16 protein-coding genes are annotated in these 22,883 nt (G+C 41.2%); 13 read left to right on the top strand and 3 right to left on the bottom strand.

The annotated features are described in order from the left end of the window. Window positions 1-34 precede the first annotated feature (34 nt). The 4 genes from mmsA to FE005_RS02430 all read left to right on the top strand — a co-directional run bounded on the left by mmsA (window position 35) and on the right by FE005_RS02430 (window position 4,792). Complete coding sequence (mmsA, locus tag FE005_RS02445; RefSeq protein ID WP_060813205.1) at window positions 35-1,564, top strand: multiple monosaccharide ABC transporter ATP-binding protein; 1,530 nt, start codon at window positions 35-37, stop codon at window positions 1,562-1,564. 1 nt (window position 1,565) lies between these two features. Further along, a complete protein-coding gene (gene mmsB, locus FE005_RS02440; protein ID WP_081131024.1) occupies window positions 1,566-2,765 on the top strand; it encodes a multiple monosaccharide ABC transporter permease in 1,200 nt (399 codons plus the stop codon). A gap of 12 nt (window positions 2,766-2,777) precedes the next feature. Next, window positions 2,778-3,110, top strand: a complete 333-nt coding sequence (locus FE005_RS02435; RefSeq protein ID WP_003128178.1) for a PTS sugar transporter subunit IIB — start codon at window positions 2,778-2,780, stop codon at window positions 3,108-3,110. Window positions 3,111-3,346: 236 nt separating this feature from the next. Continuing rightward, window positions 3,347-4,792, top strand: coding sequence for an alpha-L-fucosidase (locus tag FE005_RS02430; protein ID WP_103300786.1), 1,446 nt, complete (start codon window positions 3,347-3,349; stop codon window positions 4,790-4,792). A 146-nt stretch (window positions 4,793-4,938) separates the two neighbouring features. Here FE005_RS02430 and FE005_RS02425 read toward each other — a convergent pair whose 3' ends face one another. Next, the gene (locus FE005_RS02425; protein WP_003128181.1) at window positions 4,939-6,048 is read right to left on the bottom strand and encodes an ABC transporter ATP-binding protein; all 1,110 of its coding nucleotides are present in this window, start codon (window positions 6,046-6,048) and stop codon (window positions 4,939-4,941) included. Window positions 6,049-6,156: 108 nt separating this feature from the next. Beyond that, window positions 6,157-7,062, bottom strand: coding sequence for a helix-turn-helix domain-containing protein (locus FE005_RS02420; protein WP_138371269.1), 906 nt, complete (start codon window positions 7,060-7,062; stop codon window positions 6,157-6,159). A 154-nt stretch (window positions 7,063-7,216) separates the two neighbouring features. On the opposite strand from FE005_RS02420, the gene FE005_RS02415 reads away from it, so the two are divergent. The 5 genes from FE005_RS02415 to FE005_RS02395 all read left to right on the top strand — a co-directional run bounded on the left by FE005_RS02415 (window position 7,217) and on the right by FE005_RS02395 (window position 14,681). Further along, window positions 7,217-8,311, top strand: a complete 1,095-nt coding sequence (locus tag FE005_RS02415; RefSeq protein ID WP_138371268.1) for a GntR family transcriptional regulator — start codon at window positions 7,217-7,219, stop codon at window positions 8,309-8,311. A 36-nt stretch (window positions 8,312-8,347) separates the two neighbouring features. Next, window positions 8,348-9,940: a xylulokinase gene (locus FE005_RS02410; RefSeq protein ID WP_138371267.1), complete on the top strand. Its 1,593-nt coding sequence runs from the start codon at window positions 8,348-8,350 to the stop codon at window positions 9,938-9,940. A gap of 22 nt (window positions 9,941-9,962) precedes the next feature. Then, window positions 9,963-10,658, top strand: a complete 696-nt coding sequence (locus tag FE005_RS02405) for an L-ribulose-5-phosphate 4-epimerase (RefSeq protein ID WP_138371266.1) — start codon at window positions 9,963-9,965, stop codon at window positions 10,656-10,658. Between the two features lie 19 nt (window positions 10,659-10,677). After that, complete coding sequence (gene araA, locus FE005_RS02400; RefSeq protein ID WP_005470136.1) at window positions 10,678-12,102, top strand: L-arabinose isomerase; 1,425 nt, start codon at window positions 10,678-10,680, stop codon at window positions 12,100-12,102. Between the two features lie 215 nt (window positions 12,103-12,317). Beyond that, window positions 12,318-14,681 (top strand): phosphoketolase, encoded by a 2,364-nt coding sequence (locus tag FE005_RS02395; RefSeq protein WP_138371265.1) that lies wholly within the window; start codon window positions 12,318-12,320, stop codon window positions 14,679-14,681. Between the two features lie 63 nt (window positions 14,682-14,744). Here the strand turns inward: FE005_RS02395 and FE005_RS16820 are convergent, their stop codons facing one another. Beyond that, the gene (locus FE005_RS16820; RefSeq protein ID WP_005470142.1) at window positions 14,745-14,918 is read right to left on the bottom strand and encodes a hypothetical protein; all 174 of its coding nucleotides are present in this window, start codon (window positions 14,916-14,918) and stop codon (window positions 14,745-14,747) included. Between the two features lie 158 nt (window positions 14,919-15,076). On the opposite strand from FE005_RS16820, the gene FE005_RS02390 reads away from it, so the two are divergent. The 4 genes from FE005_RS02390 (at window position 15,077) to FE005_RS02370 (ending at window position 22,326) form a co-directional block, all read left to right on the top strand. Then, window positions 15,077-15,373 (top strand): hypothetical protein, encoded by a 297-nt coding sequence (locus FE005_RS02390; protein WP_005470143.1) that lies wholly within the window; start codon window positions 15,077-15,079, stop codon window positions 15,371-15,373. Between the two features lie 149 nt (window positions 15,374-15,522). Beyond that, on the top strand, window positions 15,523-18,780 hold the full coding sequence (locus FE005_RS02385; protein ID WP_175413530.1) for a MucBP domain-containing protein: 3,258 nt from the start codon (window positions 15,523-15,525) through the stop codon (window positions 18,778-18,780). Window positions 18,781-19,753: 973 nt separating this feature from the next. Beyond that, window positions 19,754-20,386: a CatB-related O-acetyltransferase gene (locus FE005_RS02375; protein ID WP_138371264.1), complete on the top strand. Its 633-nt coding sequence runs from the start codon at window positions 19,754-19,756 to the stop codon at window positions 20,384-20,386. Between the two features lie 419 nt (window positions 20,387-20,805). Next, the gene (locus FE005_RS02370; protein ID WP_113849168.1) at window positions 20,806-22,326 is read left to right on the top strand and encodes a helix-turn-helix domain-containing protein; all 1,521 of its coding nucleotides are present in this window, start codon (window positions 20,806-20,808) and stop codon (window positions 22,324-22,326) included. Window positions 22,327-22,883 lie beyond the last annotated feature (557 nt).

The following is a 22,883-nucleotide window of genomic DNA, read 5'->3' as shown; positions in this document are numbered from 1 at the left end:
CTCTGACTACATAAAAAGAAAAGGGTGAAAGGACATGGCAGATTATATTCTCGAAATGAAGAATATCGTCAAAGAATTTTCAGGTGTACGAGCATTAAGCAATGTAAATCTTTCGATCGAACGTGGTGAGATCCATGCGCTATGTGGTGAAAACGGCGCAGGAAAATCTACATTGATGAATGTGCTAAGCGGTTTGTATCCACATGGCACGTATGAAGGTGAAATATATTACGAAGGAGAGCTCTGTAAATTTAAAGATTTACGAGATAGCGAAGAAAAAGGGATCGTAATCATTCATCAAGAGCTGGCATTAAGTCCTTATTTATCCATCAAAGAGAATATTTTTTTAGGAAATGAACAAGCCAAAAATGGCATCATCGATTGGGATATCACAGAAAAGAAGACCGATAATTTATTAAAAACAGTTGGCTTGCGTCTTGATCCTAATACATTGGTTTCACAAATCGGCGTAGGGCAGCAGCAGCTAGTAGAGATCGCCAAAGCATTTTCTAAATCAGTCCGATTATTGATTTTAGATGAACCAACAGCCGCTCTGAATGAAGAAGAAAGTGCCAATTTACTAGAATTGATCAAAGAATTTCGTAATCAAGGGATTACTTCCATCATTATTTCTCATAAGTTGAATGAAATAGTCAATGTCGCCGATCGCATCACGATTTTGCGCGATGGACAAACCATTGAAACGATGGCTGGCAATCAGATTTCTGAAGAGCGAATCATTCGCGGGATGGTTGGTCGTGACTTGACGAATCGCTATCCGGAACGGCATCCCCAGATTGGTGATCCTTTTTTTGAAGTGAAGAATTGGACCGTTCATCATCCTATCGATACAAATCGAATCGTGAACGAAGACCTCAATTTGATGATCCGCAAAGGAGAAATCATCGGCATTGCTGGGCTTATGGGCGCGGGACGAACAGAATTTGCGATGAGTGTCTTTGGGCATTCCTATGGCAGCAATATCACGGGCGAAGTCTATAAAGAAGGGCAACAAATCTCCGTAAAAGATGTTCCAGCTGCCGTTAGAAATGGGCTTGCGTATGTCTCAGAGGACCGTAAAGCATTAGGACTTAATTTATTGATGGACATTCGGGAGAACACAACGATTGCTAGTCTGAATAAAATCAGTCGCAACGGTGTTTTGGACAAAGAGAAAGAAGTAATTTTGGCAGAAGAATACCGCAAAAAAATGCGGACGAAAACCAATTCAATCTATCAAAATGTTGGCAGCCTTAGCGGCGGAAACCAGCAAAAAGTTGTTTTGGCTAAGTGGTTGATGACGGAACCGGATATTTTATTTTTAGATGAGCCAACACGAGGAATCGATGTTGGAGCAAAATATGAAATTTATACGATCATTGAAGAAATGGCATCTGCGGGTAAAGCAATCTGTATCATTTCCTCCGAGCTGCCGGAACTTTTGGGTATGTGTGACCGGATCTATACGATGAATGAAGGGCGTTTTACAGGAGAAGTATTGCGGCAAGATGCGGATCAAGAACTGCTGATGAACTTGATGACATTAGAAGAGAGTGGGGTTTAGGATGGAAACAACGAATAAATTAAAAAAAGTGCAAAAACATTCTATCAAAGACAAAGCGTTAGAGATTTTTAGCAAATACAGCATGATTATTATCCTGGTTGTCTTATTGATTGCCTTTCAAGCAATGACAGATGGTATTTTCTGGCGACCATTGAACATCACCAATCTTGTTTTGCAAAATAGTCATATATTGGTTTTAGCTGCGGGGATGTTACTAGTTGTCTTGTTAGGACATGTCGATTTGTCTGTCGGATCTGTCATGGCGTTTGTTGGCGCAATCGCCGGCGTTTTGATGGTCAATAATGGCATGAGTCCCTGGGTGGCTGTGCCATTATGTGTACTGATTGGTGCGTTGATTGGCGCTTGGCAAGGTTTCTGGGTAGCTTATGTGGGGATTCCTGCTTTTATTGTTACGTTGTCTGGACTGTTGATGTTCCGTGGATTGACTCAAGTCGTTCTGGGAGGACAATCTTTAGCACCATTTCCTACCTCGTTTCAAAAAATTTCAACAGGCTATTTACCTGATATTGTCAGCGGCGATCATATTCATCTCCTTTCAATGATTATCGGTGTCGGTATCACGGCACTATTGATTTTTGGCCAATGGCGAACCCGGGAACGCCGCAAGAAAAATTTGTTTGAAGTAGAGTCCACCAGTACCTTTTTGTTCAAAGCTCTTTTTATCGGCGTCGTTTTCATTGGCGCAACTTATGTGTTCGCTTCTTATCAGGGTTACCCGATCATCTTGATTTTATTAGGAGTCATCGTCGCAGCATATGGATTCTTAACAAATAAAACAGTTGCCGGTCGTCAAATCTATGCAACTGGTGGAAATAGGAAAGCCGCTGAACTGTCAGGAATCAAAACGAAAAAAATCACTTTCTGGGTCTTTGTCAATATGGGCGCGATGGCGGCATTGGCAGGTTTGGTTTTGGCTGCCCGATTGAACGCTGCGACACCACAAGCAGGAACCTCTATGGAACTGGATGCCATGGCTGCCGTTTATTTTGGCGGTGCCTCAACTTCTGGCGGAATCGGAACGATCATGGGTGCGATCGTCGGCGGATTAGTGATGGGAGTACTGAATAATGGGATGTCGATTCTAGGTGTAGGGGTCGACTGGCAACAGGCAATCAAAGGATTGATCTTGCTGTTAGCAGTTGTCTTAGATATCTATAATAAGAAAAAGAAAATATCTTAGGAGGCTGTAAATATGGGGACAGAAGCACAAAAGACGATCTTATTGATCTGTACAGCAGGCATCACAACAGGTCTATTAGTGAAAAACATGCAGCGAGCAGCGGATGAACAAGGAATAACTGTCCATATTTATTCAGCACCAGCAATCATTGCTGAACAAATCATTCAAAATCAGACTGTTGATGCATTACTGATTGGACCACAATCGAAATATGAAATCAATCGCTTAAAAGATTTTTTGAACTATAAAGCAGTTCCGTATAAACTAATCACACCAGAAGATTACGAGCTTCTTGATGGTGAAGCGGTCTTAGCAGATAGTTTAACATTATTGCAGTTGAATTAGTTCTCGGCTATTCTGGTGTTGCAATCCTGAACGCAACCTTTGGGAACAAACTATGTGAAACAAACTAAACTATGTAATTTAGAGTAGTGGCTTGTCAATTCATTTGGCATCTACTACTCTATTTGCTGTAAAGACCAAAAACAAAACAACTGCGGTTAGTGAGCCATCGCCAGTAAGAACACTTATCTGAATGGGTTCCAGTTTGCTGACAATCAGTTGGAGAAAGGGGAAGTGCGATGAAAGTTGAAGAATTGACGGCGATCCGTCCGAGTCATCGTCAACTACTATGGCAAGCACGGGAATTTTATGGCTTTATTCATTTTGGCTTGAATACCATGACGAATCGGGAATGGGGAAATGGGAGAGAATCCTTAGCACTATTTGACCCGCAAGCAGTGGACTGTAAAGAGTGGGTCACGCTTTGCAAATGCAGCGGGATGAAAGGGATGATCTTAACCTGTAAGCACCATGATGGCTTCTGTTTATGGCCCAGCAACTATTCGCAGCAGACAGTCGCTTATACACCTTGGAAAAATGGCAAAGGAGATTTAGTCAAAGAATTGTCGGAGGCTTGTCAAGAAGCAGGGATGGCGTTTGGCATCTACCTTTCTCCGTGGGATCAGCACGCCGCAAGCTACGGCACCGGACAGGCCTATAACGAGGTGTATGTGGGTCAATTGACAGAATTATTGACGCAGTATGGTGAAATAGCAGAAGTGTGGCTTGATGGAGCCAATGGAGAAGGACCTAACGGAAAGCGGCAGTTTTATGACTGGCAAAGATATTATCAACAGATTCGGCAATTACAGCCGGATGCTGTGATTGCCGTTTGCGGTCCAGATGTTCGCTGGATCGGAAATGAAGCCGGGCACACAAGGCAGAATGAGTGGAGTGTCGTTCCCCGGGAGCTATTGGATGCCGAAAAGACGGCCGAAAAATCACAACAAACAGACACAGCAGAATTCCGGACGACAATCTCAAGTATGGCAGAAGATTTAGGTAGCCGATCTGTATTGAGAAACTACGATTCCAGCAGAGATTTAGTCTGGTATCCCGCAGAGGTCAATCTATCAATCAGACCCGGCTGGTTTTATCATCCGGAAGAGGATACAGCAGTGAAAAGTGCCGAAACATTATTTTCTTTGTATCGGAAAGCGGTAGGAGGAAACGCGGTATTTTTATTAAATGTTCCGCCAATGCCCAATGGGGCGATCCACCCGAAAGATCAGCAGTCACTGATGCAATTAGGGCAATATCTACGGCCATTACAAACGGATCAGCCGTTGTACCAAGGACAGATCACAGCTTCTTCCCAAAAATCACCTTGGGATCAAGAAAGCCTGCAAAAGGTTACCCCATCAAAGAAGACGTATTGGCAACCTGCGGATAACGATCATGAGCCGTGGGTAACAGTGACTTTTGCACAACCAACACAAATCAATACAGTGATTTTACAAGAAGAAATCCGCGAGAGTCAGAGAATTGAAAAAGCAGTACTTTATTATGAAAAAGATGGCAAGGATTGCTTTTTAGCAGAATGCGGAACTGTCGGGTATAAGAAAATCATTGATGTCGACCCAGTTACTACTAAAAGAATCAAAGTTGTTTTCTTGGCGTATCGTCAATACCCAACGATCAAAAAATTTTATGTACGCTTTCTTGAGAAGAGAGCTTCAAAATAGTCCCTTCACCTAAAGAGAATCCACCCAAAAACAGACAGCCGCAGGGCTGTCTGTTTTCAGGGGATACAAATAAGGAATAAAAGTGGATATTAGTTAATTGCAACTGTCTAGGGGGCAAACCAAGGACAGTGCAAGAAAACTACAAATTAAGGTAACGTGATCACATTCTCAGATGTCTTATCAAAGAAGTGGGCTTTGTTGATGTTGAAAGCAAGATCAATCACTTCACCTGGACGATGGAAGTCACGAGCATCTACTTTAGAGATAAACTCAGTGGAACCAATCTTTGTATAAAGCATTGTTTCAGCACCAAGCAGTTCAGAAACGACTACTTCTGCACGGACAGTTGCTTCTGGTGAAGCTTCCAATGCGATTTGTTCGCTGTGGATATCTTCTGGACGGATACCAAAGACTAATTCCTTGCCTTCGTACCCTTTTTCGATAAGGACTTTGTTTTTGCCTTCAGGAATACGTAAGTTTAATCCATGGCCGTCTGAGATCATGCCGTTTTTCAAAGTAACTGTAAAGAAGTTCATAGCAGGTGAACCGATAAAGCCGGCAACAAACATATTTTTAGGTGAGTTGTACACTTCTTTCGGTGAACCGATTTGTTGAATAAATCCGTCTTTCATAATAACGATTCGGTCTGCCATTGTCATCGCTTCTGTTTGGTCATGGGTTACATAAATCGTAGTTGTTTCAAGACGTTGATGCAGTTTCGCAATCTCCGCACGCATTGCTACCCGCAATTTCGCATCTAAGTTTGACAAAGGTTCATCCATCAAGAAGACTTTGGCATCACGTACGATGGCACGACCCAAAGCTACCCGTTGACGTTGTCCACCAGATAGTGCGGCTGGTTTACGGTCTAGATATTCTGTCAATCCTAAGATCTCGGCAGCATTTTCTACCCGTTTTTTGATTTCTTCTTTATCGTATTTACGTAATTTCAATCCGAAAGCCATGTTGTTGAAAACTGTCATATGTGGATACAACGCATAGTTCTGGAATACCATGGCAATATCACGATCTTTTGGTGCGACATCGTTCATTACTTTGCCGCCGATGGATAATTCTCCTTCAGAAATATCTTCTAATCCAGCGATCATCCGCAGCGTTGTTGACTTTCCACAACCGGAAGGTCCAACAAAAACAATAAACTCGCGATCAGAAATATCTAAATTAAAATCTGTTACAGAATAATTATCATTGTTGTCGTATTTTTTATGCACGTGTTTCAGAGCCATTTCTACCATTAGGATTACCTCTTTCCATTTAGTTTACACCTGTATCATAAATGAAAACGCTTTGATTCGGCAACGGAAATATGCACAAGAAAAAAAACGTTTTCTTGTGCAAGTTGTTCAATCGGCTGGATGAGCGAAATTTTTGATAAGAAAATAGCACAGCAGCAGATCATCCATTTCTTTTAAGTTCAGATTAGTCATACTTTGGAATTTATCGATCTTATAAAGTAGTGTATTGCGATGCATGAAGAGTGACTTGGCTGTAGAACTGGCATTTCCTTGATTTTTCCACAGCGACTCGATCAAATGGATAAGATCGCTTTCCTGAAACCAATCCTGATAAAGTGTTCGAAATAATAGTTGATAGTCGGAACCGGCAGTGCTTAGCAAATGGATCAGAGATGTAGCCAGATCCAAACTTTTTAAATTGGTTTGTCGAGTCAATTGTTGAAAAAGAGTCATTTCTTCAGTCAGCAGAAGTGTGAAATCATGGCTCGAATGGTGAAACGGCCCTACAAATAAATGCGAGTAGCAGTCAAAATCCATATCTAAAGCAACAAATAAACCATCCAGTTCATCTAAGCGCAAGTTCTCACCAGCCCGCTGTTCAACAATCAACGCACTGTCTTCGGTAACAAAAAAGAGGTCGACGATATGGGGGAGCATTTGCTGGATCTCTTGCAGCCACTCAGTCTGCAATAAATCGATCCCACTCGTAAATTTCACTTGCAACAAGCGATAATCACCGGTCTCATTTATTGGCTGATGTTCAAATAAAATCGGGTACCATGGTCGAAAACGGTTGTCGATTACCGGAAACAGTGCACCGCTGCCTAATTGCAGCATGATTCTTTCTTTTGCCGATAGATCGGCAGTAGGCAGCCAGATGAATTTCTGGCCAAATGGAATCGATTCGATTTCTGGATCTGTTGATTTTGCTGGATGCAAAGCAGCGTTTGGGTAATTTTCTTTAATATCTTTAAAAGAGAAAATAGGAAGAACCTCCTTTGCTGTCGTTGTCATTTATTGTATAGCAATTCATCTTTTCTGAACAGTTGCAATTGATCGAATCGTGCATTTAGCAGAGGCTGCCACTGACTATTATATTTCTGCTTCAGGTAAAAAATTGATTTTTACAAAATTACATTGACAAGAAAGCGCATTCTAAATATACTATATGTACGGACAACTTTCGAAAGATGGGATTAATATGACAACTAAGTACGAACAACTTGCGAATGAATTACGGGAAAACATCCGTTTAGGAACCTATAAAGAAGGAATGACGATTCCTTCAGAGGCTGTATTACAAGAAGAATATCATTTGAGCCGACATACCGTGCGACAAGCGATTGCTTTGCTAGTAAACGAAGGCTATTTACGTAAGGAAAGAGGATCTGGTACGTACGTTTCAAAACCTGAGAATCTTCCGCAACGCAGCCATAAAACGATTGGCATCATCATGACGTATCTGTCGGATTATATCTTTCCTTCAATTATGCGCGGAGTCGAGCAGACATTGCGGGAACAAGGCTATTCTTTGCTGTTGGGATCAACAAATAATGACCATGAACAAGAACGAGCTTGCCTTCAACAAATGATGGACCAAGGAGTAGATGGCTTAATCGTTGAACCGACGAAGAGCAGTCAATACAATCCCAATTTGGCCTACTACATGGCATTGAAAGAAGCAGGGATTCCGCTAGTGATGATCAATGCCTACTATGAAGAACTGGATCTGCCTCATATTTGTGTCAATGACACTCGTTCAGGCTATCTAGCCACGAATTATTTATTGGAACAGCAGCATCAACACTTGATGCTGATCACTAAAATTGATGATTTACAAGGGAAATATCGGATGAAAGGTTTTGTCAAAGCTTTGGAACAAGCAAAGAAAACATTTGCTGCTGAAGATGTCGTGACTTATACCACAGAAACCAAAGAGGCTGTCATTGCACAAGCGATTGACCGGTTGAACCAATCGAATGAGATCACTGGAATCGTCTGTTATAACGATGAAATTGCACATGGGTTGATCCAGCAATTAGAAGCCAATGGAAAGCATGTACCAGAAGATTATTCAATTGTAGGAAATGATGATTCACCTTTAAGTACATTGACTTCACCAGGAATAACCACACTGGCTCACCCAAAGGAAGAGATGGGGATTTTAGCGGCACAATGGGTCACCTCAGGAACTACGTTGGAAGAAACGTTTTATTATGAGCCAGAATTGATTGTTCGCGGCTCCGTCATGAGCCATTCGTGATTCATGTATATCAAAATTCAAAAGGAGAGAAGAGAAATGGAGCAGCAAATAAGTGCAGCGATTCAAGAAGGGCGCACGGCACTTGGAATCGAGTTAGGATCCACAAGAATTAAAGCTGTCTTGATCGATGAGCAATTTCAAACCATCGCAACCGGTAGTTATGAGTGGGAGAATCAGTTATTAGATGGTGTCTGGACCTATTCTTTGGCATCTGTCTGGCAAGGAATCCAAGAAAGCTATCAAGCATTAGCAGCTTCTGTTCAATCCCGATACGGGGAACCTTTGACGAGAATTGGTTCAATTGGTTTTTCCGCTATGATGCATGGGTATCTCGCTTTTGATGAGAATGATCAGTTATTGGTGCCTTTCCGCACTTGGCGCAATGCCAGCACAGAAGCAGCCGAAAAGGCTCTAACTGAATTGTTCCAATACAATATTCCACAACGCTGGAGTATCGCTCATCTGTACCAAGCCATTTTGAATCAAGAAGCGCATATACCGGAAGTCAACTTTTTGACGACATTAGCGGGCTATGTTCATTGGCAGCTGACAGGTGAAAAAGTAATCGGTATTGGGGATGCCTCGGGAATGTTCCCAATCGACAGCCTACAAAAAGACTATGATCGACAGATGATGGCCCAGTTTGATGATCTGATCCTTCCAGAAAATTTACCTTGGCAGTTAGCAGATATTTTGCCCAAAGTCTTAGTGGCTGGTGAAGCAGCAGGCACTTTGTCGGCAGCAGGTGCTTTGCGGTTAGATCCAACAGGAACATTGTTGCCGGGTATTCCATTCTGCCCACCCGAAGGAGATGCGGGAACCGGAATGGTTGCGACGAATAGTGTTGCGCAAAGGAGTGGGAATGTCTCTGCCGGAACATCAGCTTTTGCTATGATCGTTCTTGAAAGCGGTCTCTCTAAAGTCTATCCAGAAATTGATCTGGTAACAACGCCAGCAGGAGATTTAGTTGGCATGGTTCATACGAATAATTGTACTTCGGAGATCAATGCATGGGTCAAAGTTTTTCGGGAATTTGTAGAAGCAGCAGGGGTCGAAATGAGCACAGAAGCTCTGTTTACGACATTGTTCAACCAAGCACTGAAAGGAGATCCTGACTGTGGTGGGTTGTTGTCTTATGGGTATTACTCAGGAGAGAATATTACAAAAATAGCAGCTGGTAGACCATTGTTTGTTCGCTCCCCAGAAAGCCGCTTTACTTTAGCAAACTTTATGCGGCTCCATTTGTTTAGTGCGTTTGGTGCGATGAAGATCGGGATGGATATCCTAACTAAAGAACAAGTCAAGATCGACCGAATCGTGGGACACGGCGGGATTTTCAAGACTCCGACTGTTGCGCAGCGGGTGTTGGCTGCTGCGATGGAAGCACCAGTGACGGTGATGGAAACAGCAGGAGAAGGTGGTGCTTGGGGCATCGCTTTACTGGCAGCATTTATGAAAAAAAAATCGGTAGAAGAAACACTTACAGTCTTTTTATCCAGAGTTTTCCAAGGAAAAGAAGGGACAACTTTAGCGCCATTACCTGAGGATATAGTTGGTTTTACTGAGTTTGTTAAGCGCTACCAACACGGACTGCCGATCGAGCAAGCAGCGATCGATGGATTGATTTAAAACAAAAATAGAGGTGAGTCATTTGTTAGAACAATTGAAAGAAGCCGTCTTCCAAGCCAATTTAGCTCTGCCAAAACAGGGCTTGATCAAATACACTTGGGGCAATGTGTCTGCCGTTGACCGCAGCCAGCAGCTATTTGTGATCAAACCTAGTGGAGTTGATTATGAAACGATGGAAGCTAGTGATATGGTAGTCTGCGATTTTGAGGGGAACGTTGTTGAAGGAAAGATGAATCCTTCTTCTGATACCCCTACTCACGCTGTATTGTATCGAGCGTTTCCAGAAATTGGCGGCATCGTCCATACCCACTCCACTTGGGCAACAAGTTGGGCACAGGCAGGAGTTGATTTGCCGGCAATGGGCACGACCCACGCTGACACCTTTTATGGCAGTGTCCCTTGTGCGCGCTTTTTGACACAGGAAGAAATTGACCGTGGTTATGAAGCAGAGACTGGAAACGTGATTGTTGAAACTTTCCAGGAACGCGGTATCCAACCTTTAGAGATTCCCGGCGTCTTGCTGCAGGGACATGGTCCATTCATTTGGGGCAAAGATGCTCAAAGTGCAGTCATGAACGCAGTCGTTTTAGAAGAAGTAGCAAAGATGAACGTTGTGACGCGTCAGATCAATAGTTATGCACCGGAACTGCCGCAGCGCATCCTTGACAAGCATTATCTACGAAAACATGGCAAAGATGCCTACTATGGGCAAAAATAATCAAGAAGGAGCAGACAATATGTTAGCAATCAGTAAAAAAGAATTTTGGTTCGTTGTAGGATCTCAGCACTTATATGGGGAAGAAGCCTTGCAAGAAGTCCGCGATCATGCAGCTGAAATGGTCAAACGCTTGAATGACAGTGGAAATCTGCCTTATCCAGTCGTTTTACAAGAATTGGCAGTCACTGCGGACACGATTACAAAGATCATGAAGGAAGTCAATTATCGGGATGAAGTAGCTGGTGTCATTACTTGGATGCATACCTTCTCACCAGCAAAAATGTGGATCCGGGGAACGAAACTGCTGCAAAAACCATTGCTTCATTTGGCGACCCAATACAATGAACGCATTCCTTGGGAGACCATCGATATGGACTTTATGAATTTGAATCAGGCAGCCCATGGGGATCGCGAATATGGTTTTATCAATGCGCGTTTGCAGAAACAAAACAAAATCGTTGTCGGTTATTGGAAAAAAGAGACGGTCCAAAAAGAAATCGCAGCTTGGATGGATGTGGCGGTTGCTTACAATGAAAGTTTTGCTATCAAAGTCGCTCGTTTCGGCGACAACATGCGCAATGTTGGGGTGACAGAAGGGGACAAAGTCGAAGCACAAATCCAATTTGGTTGGACCGTGGATTACTTTGGCATTGGTGATCTTGTTCAAGTAATCGATGCTGTGACCGATGAAGAGATCAATGACTTGTTTGAAGAATACCGTAATTTGTATGAGTTTGATCAGGGAGATTACGAAGCCGCAATCTGGGAAGCCCATGTGAAAGTACAGGCCAAACAAGAAATCGGCATCCGCCGTTTCTTAGAAGCAGGAGGCTATAGTGCGTTTACGACCAACTTTGAAGATCTTTATGGCATGCAACAGCTACCAGGATTAGCTGTACAGCGACTCATGGCGGAAGGATACGGATTTGCTGGTGAAGGTGACTGGAAAACAGCAGCCATCGATCGTCTTATGAAGATCATGGCACATAATAAAGCAACCGGTTTTATGGAAGACTACACCTATGAGTTGACCGAAGGCAAAGAAGCCATCTTGCAGTCGCATATGATGGAAGTGGATCCAGTATTGGCTGTCAATAAACCAAAAATCGTCGTTTCGCCGCTATCAATGGGGGATCGAGAAGACCCAGCACGATTAGTCTTTGACGGACAAGGTGGCGCAGGAGTAGTTGTATCTATGGCCGACTTTGGGACTCACTATAAATTATTGATCAATGAAGTCGATGCTTTTGAGCCAACAGAAGCCGCACCTAAATTGCCGGTGGCTCGCGTGATGTGGACGCCTCGTCCCGACTTTCATCAAGGAGTCAAACAATGGATCGAAACGGGTGGCGGGCATCATACGGTTGTTTCATTAGCTTTGACGTCAGATCAAATCGAGACGTGGGCAAAACTCGTTGGTTTGGACTATGTGACGATCAAGTAGCTATTAAAAAAGTAGACAAGACAACAGAAAAGAGCCAACACTGACAAGACCAAAACCTCTCATACTGAAACATGTTGGGAGGAACTCTGGTCTTGTTTTTTCTTGTGCTGAAGCAGACAAATCATAAGAGAGATGCAAGGTGTACAATCAGCAAAATTGACTTTTAAAATCGAGACGCATAGACTTTTAATTAAGAGAAAGCAAGGAGGAGTAGTATGGAGACAACATTTGATACCCAAGAGTATTTTGACAAAATGAATGCTTGGTGGCGGGCAGCCAACTATCTTTCTGTCGGACAAATCTATTTGAAAGACAATCCACTGTTACGGCGGCCCATTGAAGAAAAAGATCTGAAAGTCAATCCGATTGGTCACTGGGGCACCATTGCTGGTCAGAATTTTATCTACACCCACTTGAATCGTGTCATCAATAAATATGATTTGAATATGTTCTACATTGAAGGACCTGGTCATGGAGGTCAGGTGATGGTTTCGAATGCCTATCTAGATGGAAGTTATACGGAAATCTATCCAGAAGTAACCCAAGATGAGGCCGGGATGCAGCATCTTTTCAAAATTTTTTCCTTCCCAGGAGGAATTGCTTCCCATGCGGCACCAGAAACACCAGGATCGATCCATGAAGGGGGCGAACTAGGTTATTCCATCGCGCATGGAACAGGGGCTGTCCTTGATAATCCTGATGTGATCGCTGCTGTTGTGGTTGGAGATGGCGAAGCTGAAACCGGTCCGTTAGCGGGCAGCTGGTTTTCTAATACATTTATCAATCCGGTAAAAGATGGGGCTGTTCTGCCGATCTTACATCTGAACGGTGCTAAAATCTCTAATCCAACGATTCTGGCTCGCAAATCGGATGAAGACCTAACCAAGTATTTTGAAGGAATGGGTTGGACACCTTATTTTGTTGAGGGAGATGATCCTGCTACTGTTCATCCGCAAATGGCGAGAGCATTGGACCGCGCCGTTGAGCAGATCAAAGCGATTCAAACCAAAGCCCGTCAAGGAAAAGCTGATGAAGCAGTCATGCCACACTGGCCTGTTCTGATCGTGCGCACACCTAAAGGCTGGACAGGACCAAAAGTTTGGGAGGGAGAGCCGATTGAAGGCGGTTTTCGCGCCCATCAAGTACCTATCCCAGTCAATGCGCATCAGATGGAGCACGTGGATGCACTAACTGATTGGCTGAAATCGTATAAGCCAGAAGAACTCTTTGATGAATCTGGCCGCATCAAGGCGGAGATTCAAGAGCTTGCGCCGAAAGGACAGCAACGGATGGCAATGAATCCCATCACTAACGGGGGAATCGATCCTCAACCGTTGAAAATCACCGATTGGCGACAGCATGCGATCGATATTGGTGTTCCTGGCTCAACCACTGCTCAAGACATGATGGAGTTCGGAAAGTTTGCTCGGGATTTGATTGTTGAAAACCCGACTAATTTTAGAATCTTTGGTCCGGATGAAGCCAAATCCAATCGTTTGAACCATGTTTTTGAAGTGACAAATCGCCAATGGTTAGAACCAAAACAGCCAAACTATGATGAATGGCTAAGTGCTACCGGACGGGTGATTGATTCCCAATTATCGGAGCATCAAGCAGAAGGCTTCCTAGAAGGCTACGTCTTAACTGGGCGTCATGGCTTTTTTGCTAGCTATGAATCTTTCTTGCGAGTGGTTGATTCCATGATCACTCAGCACTTTAAGTGGACGCGTAAATCGAAAGAATTGCCTTGGCGCCATGCCTATCCGTCATTGAATTTGATTGCTTCCTCAACCGTATTCCAGCAAGACCATAATGGGTATACCCATCAAGACCCAGGGATCATGACACATATCGCTGAGAAAAAAGCGGAATTCGTACGGGTCTATCTACCAGCAGATGCCAATAGCTTGATGGCTGTAATGGCAGAAACATTCCAAACTGAAGAACAGATCAATCTGATTGTTTCTTCGAAACATCCTCGGCCGCAGTTTTATACGGCAGAAGAAGCGGAGATATTGGTAAAAGACGGCTTAAAGATCATTGATTGGGCTTCAACAGACCAAGGAGAACCTGATTTGGTGATCGCTGCAGCAGGGACAGAGCCAAATTTAGAAGCTCTCGCTGCTGTAAGCCTGCTGAATGAGGCGTTTCCAGAGTTGAAAATCCGCTTTATCAATGTTGTTGATTTATTGAAACTACGTCATCCGGATGTCGATCCTCGTGGATTGACAGATGAAGAATTTGAGGCTTACTTTACTAAGGACAAGCCAATCATTTTTGCTTTCCATGGCTATGAAGGACTGATTCGGGACATTTTCTTCGGCCGCAAGAATCAGCGTCTGCATATTCATGGCTATCGTGAAAATGGCGATATCACCACACCATTTGACATGCGGATCTTATCTGAACTTGATCGCTTCCATTTAGCGAAAGACGGCGCTGAGTGGGTCTATGGCGAACAAGCTGCCGACTTTGCGCAACGAATGACAGAGACGGTTGCCTATCACCATGACTTTATCCGTGAGAATGGCTATGACATTGCTGAAGTCCAAGATTGGCAATGGAAACCATTGAAATAGAAGACGAATCAAACAAAAAACTGTCCAGCAACGATCAAGAGATCTGTTGTTGGACAGTTTTTTTTAAACAGAAGTCAAAATGCGATAAATTCCAATGAAGAAAGCTTTGATGCCTCGAAAGAAGCGGTTCTTATCGGTCAATTCATGATAGACTTCGGCGATCGTGCGACGGGTCAATAAATAGAAGAGAAATCCAATCAAAAATGTGAAAAGGAAAAAGAAAAACAACAGTCGCATAAATCATCACCTAAATTCTTACTCATTATTTCTTTATCTTAACAAAAAAAGCAAGGATAGGCGAAGCGATTTGATTTGGAACTGTAGATAAGGTTGGAGTAAAAAGCAAATCAACTATTTCACTGTCTGGAGAAATAGTTGATTAAGAGAAAGCTGCGATGAATAGTAATATATTCAGAGAATGTAAAATAATCTATCTGTCTCAAAAACCTTCGTTTTTGGGACAACACGAAAATAGACATCCGAAAACTTCGAATGTCTTACAAAACTTGAATTATAGATTTTTGTCGAAAAAATGTCTAAATGAGAAACTATTATCTAAAAAACGAAGATTTTTGGCACTAGAAGAAGGTACATGCATACAGAAAGCCTCAGAAAATCCATTTGTCGAAGTTGAGGGTTGGGAACAACTTTTTAAAGAAAATTCTTTAGATCGAACCTTATTAAAAGCTTGAAAGCGAACCAGCAGGTAAAGCACATGGTTTGATTAACAAAACACCTTTAGCACAGAGACAATACAAAACATGTAGGTAATAACATCCATTGATGATAATCGGAATATGGATACTAAAGAGAAAGACTAAAAGAGAAAGGATGACTTGGTATGGGAAAGTGTAGCAGGATACTATTGTTGGGAGGCTTGTTGTTAAATCAAGCGCCATGGACAATGGTTGTTAGCGCTGATTCAGTGACTGAAGATACTGTTGCTATACAGGATACAGTAGAGAGCACGATCGCTGTGGAACAAGAAGAAACTTTAATGTCTCGTGATAGTAAGGATGAACGTATTCATTCAACGAAAGATAATGATGGAAGGAAAACAGAGCCTAGTGAACTTAGTCAATCAGATAGTTCAGAACCTGTCGAACTGAATGAATTGACTTCTTCTTCAAGTGAGAATGAAGTTAGAAGTCAAAATGAAATGGATGCAATAGAGAATCAAACTACTGAAGATCCTACTGAAAATATGGCCTCGGGAACTTATGGTACCTCAGATTGGTATATCACTTATGACGGAGTTCTCCATATCGGATCTGGAACATTCCGATCTACTTCTGAGATTAACCCTTGGTCCCGGTATAGGGTTAAAAAAATTGTGTTCGAGGGGAATGTTATTGCTGGTGAGGATTCTTCTTATTTATTTGGTAACTCCGGCAGTACGTGGGCTGACCTTACTGAAATAGAAGGCTTGGACAAGCTGGATACTAGCCGAGTAACGAATATGTCTGGCATGTTTAATAATACTCGAGGGTTAACAAAGCTCGATGTATCCAACTTTGATACAAGTAACGTTACTAATATGTATGCGATGTTCAATGGACTGTTCGATTTGACTAGTTTGGACGTCTCCAATTTTGATACAAGAAATGTAACGAATATGTCTTTGATGTTCGCGAATGTGATTAATATCGATAAATTTGATTTAAGCAATTTTGATACGAGAAATGTTACGGACATGTCTTTGATGTTCGCAAACCTAAGAAGAAGTGATCTCGATACATTCAGTATGGATCTAAGCAATTTTAATACTAGCCAAGTAACGAATATGGATCGAATGTTTCAGGGCTTAAATAGAGTCTCTAGTCTGGATATATCAAGTTTCGATACCAGTAAGGTAACGAATATGTCTTCTATGTTTAGCGGTATGCAATCGTTGAAGACCATCAGATTAGGACAGTCATTTTCATTTCATACAAATGCAATGTTGCCTAGTCCAATTTCATCAGAAATTTATACAGGAAAATGGGTCAATGTTGGAACAGGATCAATAGATTTCCCGAATGGGCTAAATATTTGGTCGGCTTCCGAGTTAATGGCAAACTACAATGGAGAAACTGACTCCGATACGTATGTTTGGCAGCCCAATTTAATAGATGCAGCTCCTGTAACAGTCAAGTATCAGAATTCTGAAGGCGAACAGCTGAGTGAACCAACGGTTTTAAGTGGAAAAGTCGGTATGGCTTATGAAAGCAATCCGAAAGAGATCACGGGCTGGAACGTGGTCAAAATACCAGATAATGCAGTCGGTGTATTTACTGAAGAAGCACAAGAAGTGGTCTATGTTTATGAGCGTTCAGATGCGGCACCAGTCACAGTCAGATATAAAGATACAGACGGCAATGAGTTAAGCGACCCAACGATTTTGAATGGCAAAGTCGGATTGCCATATACCAGTGAAGCCAAAGAAATCTCAGGTTGGTATGTAGTAGAGACGCCAGCCAATGCCTCTGGAATTTTCAGCGAGGAAGCGCAGGAAGTGGTGTATATCTATGAACGTTCAGATGCCGCTCCAGTGACTGTGAAATACCAAGATAGTGAAGGAAATCAATTAGCAGAGCCAACTGTCTTAAGTGGGAAAGTCGGATTGCCATATGCCAGTGAAGCCAAAGAAATCCCTGGTTGGTATGTAGTAGAGACACCAGATAATGCTTCCGGACTCTTTGGTGAAGAAGCGCAGGAAGTGGTCTACGTGTATGATCGCTCAGATGCGGCACCAGTTACGGTCCGATATGAAGATACAGACGGCAACGAATTAAGCGACCCAACGATTTTGAATGGCAAAGTCGGATTACCATATGCCAGTGAAGCCAAAGAAATCCCAGGCTGGTATGTAGTAGAGACACCAGATAATGCCTATGGAATTTTCAGTGAGGAAGCGCAAGAAGTGGTGTATGTATACGAACGCAGTGATGCGGCACCAGTGACTGTGAGATACCAAGATAGTGAAGGAAATCAATTAACAGAGCCAACTGTCTTAAGTGGAAAAGTCGGACTACCATATGCCAGTGAAGCCAAAGAGATTCCTGGTTGGTATGTAGTAGAGACGCCAGATAATGCTTCTGGAATTTTCAGTGAAGAAGCGCAGGAAGTGGTGTATGTATACGAACGCAGTGATGCGGCACCAGTGACTGTGAAATACCAAGATAGTGAAGGAAATCAATTATCAGAGCCAACGATTCTAAGTGGGAAAGTCGGATTGCCATATGCCAGTGAATCCAAAGAAATCCCAGGTTGGTATGTAGTAGAGACGCCAGCCAATGCCTATGGAATTTTCAGCGAGGAAGCGCAAGAAGTGGTGTATATCTATGAACGTTCAGATGCCGCTCCAGTGACTGTGAAATACCAAGATAGTGAAGGAAATCAATTATCAGAGCCAACTGTCTTAAGTGGCAAAGTCGGATTGCCATATACCAGTGAATCCAAAGAAATCCCAGGTTGGTATGTAGTGGAGACGCCAGATAATGCTTCTGGAATTTTCAGTGAAGAAGCGCAGGAAGTGGTGTATGTATACGAACGCAGTGAAGCTGCTCCAGTGACTGTGAGATACCAAGATAGTGAAAGAAATCAATTAGCAGAGCCAACTGTCTTAAGTGGAAAAGTCGGATTACCATATGCCAGTGAAGCCAAAGAGATTTCTGGTTGGTATGTAGTAGAGACACCAGATAATGCCTCTGGAATTTTCAGTGAGGCAGCGCAAGAAGTGGTGTATATCTATGAACGTTCAGATGCCGCTCCAGTGACTGTGAAATACCAAGATAGTGAAGGAAACCAATTAGCAGAGCCAACTGTCTTAAGTGGCAAAGTCGGATTGCCATATACCAGTGAAGCGAAAGAAATCCCAGGTTGGTATGTAGTGGAGACGCCAGATAATGCTTCTGGAATTTTCAGTGAAGAAGCGCAGGAAGTGGTGTATGTCTATAGTGTTCTTCATAAAAATAATGAAAAAGAGAATGATTCTAGGGGGACTTTGCCAGCTACGGGAGAAGAAACGTTGGGACAATCAATGTTGGTGATTTTAGGAACCCTACTAATTCTCTTATCGTATAGAATCAGTAAACGAAAAAAGAACCTATCAAATTAAGTGTATTATTTATAGTAAGAACATGAATAAAGTGTCCGGAGAGCATCTTTTTCTGGACACTTTATTTTTTTAGTATATATTTATTTATAATCATGTTTTTTGAGATACAAATTGAGGAAATTATACTAAGAATCGATGAGAAAATCTTTCATTAAGTCAAAATATGAAAGCAAAAGGTAGTGATTAAATTTAAGAAGGAGTGAGGGTGCATGAGTTATAGTTGGATCTATTATGGACGAAAGGTGCGAAGAGTCGCTTTGTTTTCGATTAAGCTGATTGACTTTTTTCTACTGTATCTTGCTATTGGTAAACAAATTTATCTATCTTTTGGGCTGTTTATTCTGTTCACTTTGTGTTGGGCGGTCGGTTCAGGAGTGGCATTGATTAGAAGAAAAGTTAGACAAGATGATATTAAAGATAGACCAAAATCAGAAGCCTATCTTCATCCAAACCATGATCGTCGAGAAAATCTTATGTTATTCGCATGCATAGTACTATTAGTAGTCGAGCTATATATTGTCTCCTTACCTGTTCCGTTATAGTCATGAAAAGACTGATTTTTTGACCAATTTGCTCAATAGTTTTTAGTGGTTAGTTCTTTGTAACGTTCAAAAAAAGAATCGTATATAGTTTCTGGAGAACACAAATGAATAAAAAGGATCCTGTCTTTTTTATTTAAATATCCTTGTTTTATTTTAACTGTTGGTGTAAGTTTTTTTATGAGTATACAATGGCTATAATTTATTTGATTTAATTGTGGTAAGCACATCGATTTTGAGGTGTCTCGTATTCGTAGCAGTTGAATGAAATACCATGTTAGTAGCGGTTTTTTCTTCAGCTGCTTACTATTTCAAGTACTATTATTTAGATATATTCATTACGTACATAAATTGAGAAGAGGTAAAAAAATGAAAAAGTGCATTGTAGTATGTGAAATAGTCAAACGTTAACACACGAAAAGGAGAAGAATATTATGACTATTTCACGAAATAAAATTTACCCAAGAACCAATGATACACAAACGATCTATCTAAAGAATGCCATCACTAGCCCAAATATTAGCGTTGGAGAATACACGATTTATAATGATTTTGTAAATGATCCACGCGAGTTTGAAAGGAATAATGTGCTGTATCAATACCCAATCAATCATGACAAATTGATTATTGGCAAATTTTGCTCCATTGCTTGTGGATCAAAGTTTCTGTTTAATGCTGCAAACCACTCATTATCAAGCGTTCCAACGTATACATTTCCGCTATTTTTTGAAGAGTGGGATCTTGATAAAGCCGATGTGGCTGCTGCATGGGACAATAAAGGCGATATTGTGATTGGCAATGATGTCTGGATCGGGTATGAGTCACTGATCCTGGCAGGCGTAACGATTGGAGACGGTGCCATTATAGGTACTAGAGCTGTAGTCACGAAAGATGTACCGCCATATACCATTGTAGGAGGCGTTCCTGCGAAACCAATCAGAAAAAGATTTAATGATGAAACGATTCAGTATTTACAAAAGGTCCGTTGGTGGGACTGGCCGGAAGAAAAAATAAAGGCGAACCTTGGGCATCTCATGTCTGGGTCCGTTAGTCAATTATCAACATGAGTAATAGGACGCTAACCAATGGACTTAGAGAATTTCCTGCTGATGATAGGGGCTCTCGATAATCTTTTGACAAGCTATCCTAAAAATGTTTTATGAACATCAAAGTGTATTTACCAACTTTGATGTTTTTTTTAATAGGTCTGATTCTATAAATAAAATGCCTAGATAAGAAACAACTGTCTGGACACTTGATTGTTACGCAACATTTTCCGCATCTGAGGGAAAATGATTATGGAGATCAACAGGAGAAGAAAGATAATAGATACTTATAATACAAGACGAAATAGGCGATCTATTTAGGTAGAGGTTTAAACGTTTCTCAAATAAAACCAAAACATTATGGATTAATGCACAATCAATGATATTAGAAGGTAGAAGAGGTATAATTTATTTAAAGTAAGAGGTTAAGAGGTGATGGTATGTATAAGTTTCTTTTAACTAAATTAGATCAAGATGTCTATGAAGTATTTGCTTATTTTTTTGAAAATGCTGAGGAATATGAAAGTATAAGCGACTTGGCAAATAAATTAAGTGTTTCGAAAAGAAGAATTGTTTTAGTTATTGACCGTGCACTGGATTTGAGAGAACGGTATCCCTTTTATGATATCGAAATAATTGACGGAAGAACCATTTCACTTCGATTTGCCTCAAATTTTTTACTTTCTAAGTTATATTCTGTCATGTTAGAAGAAAGCATGCCTTTTCAAATATTGGACCGATTATTCAGAGAGAAATATGTATCCTTGGAGAATACAGCGCAACAGCATTTTGTGAGTAATCGCACGGTTCAAAGAAAACTCAAGGAGATCATGGATATCCTTGAAAATTATAATATTTCGTTGAATTTAAAGAGGAAGCCGTTATTTGTAGGAGAAGAATATCGTATTAGGCATTTTTTTCATATCATGTATTGGCAAATTTTTGATGGCTCAAATGTACGTTATTTTGGCCTGACTCAAAAAAGTATTACTGGTTTCAAAGAAAGACTCGCGATGTATCCAAGTTGTTACCGAGGAATCGATCAAGAAAAGTTTATCCAATTACTGGCTTTAAGTCTCTATCGTTTAAAGAGAGGATTTGCTTTGAAAGAAATTCCACCGGGAATGACAGAAACATGCCATCTCACTATTCCTTTTGAGCAATTCAAAAACGAGCTTATAATGCCCCTCTTAAGAGATAATTATTTGTTAAATGAAACTTCAGAAAATGAGTATATCTTCTTGTATTATATGTTTTCAGTAATGACCACCTATTTACCTGAGGAGATCCCTACAGAGTTGACGATGACAAATCATTTTTCAGAAGAGAGCTTACAAGCCGCTAAACTTTTTTCGGAAACAGCGAAACAAGCTTTTCTTGTTCCTGATAGTGCTACAATGTATCTTTTTGTCAATGCATTGAACATCCATTCAACCTCTCTCATGTTTGCTTCTAAAAATAAGATTGATGCTTTTGGAAAAACAACAACAGACAAAGATTATCGAAGAGTATTCCCTAAACTATTTCCACTGGTTCAAGAGATGTACCAATCGTTATCAGAACAATCATCGATTTTTAGTACGCTGTATGTCTCAAATAACCGCCTGCTTTTTCAGTACAGTATGCTTCTTTCGATTGTAGCTAGAATTGATCGGTCAACTGTGCGGGTTTTTCATGAATCAAAATTTGGAAAAATTCAGGAAATTAGGCAAAAAGAGCGATTAAAACGATGGTTTGGATATACTCTTTCTTTTGTATCAGAAAAGCCGGATTTTGTCGTGACGGATTATCCTGTCGATCGTCAATACTTTATTAATCAAAATCGCGAAGTACGTTTCTTTAAATGGAATAGTTTCCCCACCGGAGATCGCTGGCTTGAATTAGTCGAGGCGATCGAAAAGTTCCAAAATGAGTCTATTAATGAGTCTATTCAAGAAACAGGGACAAATACCTCACTATAGAATCATTACAGATAACGTTAGATATCCGTATCTGCTAGTGACGATCTTTTTCGAATTGGCAGTATCAACAGCTAAGGTGTGAACTTGACTAAATCAAATGTTCAAGATCAACAAGCGAATACTTAGCAGACCCAAAACACGTGGCTGCAAGTATGACTGCTTATCCATTTTTATGACTGCAATATAAGTGACAGTGAAAACAACTCTAAACGATATTTTTGACGCAATGCTGCGCAAGTGGGCAAGTCCTTTTATCGTTGAGACAGTTGATTTGCTCAAACGCTTGTATTGCGGTTTTTTTGTCTTTTCTCTAAGTGAATGATTAGGAATAAAAAGAGATCTTCCATGTTCAAAATCTTTTCGCATAATCCGTTGAAATACTGATATGAATATGATTATTTTCTTTTTTGTCATAATTTCCAAAGGATTTTAATTATTTTTTTTAAACAGGACGAATCTTGTCTTTTTTAGAGCAGATGTTGTCGTGTTCGCTACTCAGAGCCATGTGATAATACAGACTTAAGGGATGAGGACAACAGGAGTATTAAAATATGTCT

The sequence above is a fragment of the Enterococcus sp. M190262 genome (genome assembly GCF_005843965.1).
Lineage (GTDB): Bacteria > Bacillota > Bacilli > Lactobacillales > Enterococcaceae > Enterococcus_D > Enterococcus_D gallinarum.
This window is presented reverse-complemented; position numbering and strand designations above follow the sequence as displayed.

Coding starts and splice junctions, on each gene's coding strand:
- FE005_RS02420 (WP_138371269.1), bottom strand. CDS start 7,062: ATGACAACGACAGCAAAGGAGGTTCTTCCTATTTTCTCTTTTAAAGAT.
- FE005_RS02370 (WP_113849168.1), top strand. CDS start 20,806: ATGTATAAGTTTCTTTTAACTAAATTAGATCAAGATGTCTATGAAGTA.
- araA (WP_005470136.1), top strand. CDS start 10,678: ATGTTAGCAATCAGTAAAAAAGAATTTTGGTTCGTTGTAGGATCTCAG.
- FE005_RS02435 (WP_003128178.1), top strand. CDS start 2,778: ATGGGGACAGAAGCACAAAAGACGATCTTATTGATCTGTACAGCAGGC.
- FE005_RS02430 (WP_103300786.1), top strand. CDS start 3,347: ATGAAAGTTGAAGAATTGACGGCGATCCGTCCGAGTCATCGTCAACTA.
- FE005_RS02390 (WP_005470143.1), top strand. CDS start 15,077: ATGAATAGTAATATATTCAGAGAATGTAAAATAATCTATCTGTCTCAA.
- FE005_RS02375 (WP_138371264.1), top strand. CDS start 19,754: ATGACTATTTCACGAAATAAAATTTACCCAAGAACCAATGATACACAA.
- FE005_RS02415 (WP_138371268.1), top strand. CDS start 7,217: ATGTACGGACAACTTTCGAAAGATGGGATTAATATGACAACTAAGTAC.
- mmsB (WP_081131024.1), top strand. CDS start 1,566: ATGGAAACAACGAATAAATTAAAAAAAGTGCAAAAACATTCTATCAAA.
- FE005_RS02425 (WP_003128181.1), bottom strand. CDS start 6,048: ATGGTAGAAATGGCTCTGAAACACGTGCATAAAAAATACGACAACAAT.
- FE005_RS02410 (WP_138371267.1), top strand. CDS start 8,348: ATGGAGCAGCAAATAAGTGCAGCGATTCAAGAAGGGCGCACGGCACTT.
- mmsA (WP_060813205.1), top strand. CDS start 35: ATGGCAGATTATATTCTCGAAATGAAGAATATCGTCAAAGAATTTTCA.
- FE005_RS02395 (WP_138371265.1), top strand. CDS start 12,318: ATGGAGACAACATTTGATACCCAAGAGTATTTTGACAAAATGAATGCT.
- FE005_RS16820 (WP_005470142.1), bottom strand. CDS start 14,918: ATGCGACTGTTGTTTTTCTTTTTCCTTTTCACATTTTTGATTGGATTT.
- FE005_RS02385 (WP_175413530.1), top strand. CDS start 15,523: ATGGGAAAGTGTAGCAGGATACTATTGTTGGGAGGCTTGTTGTTAAAT.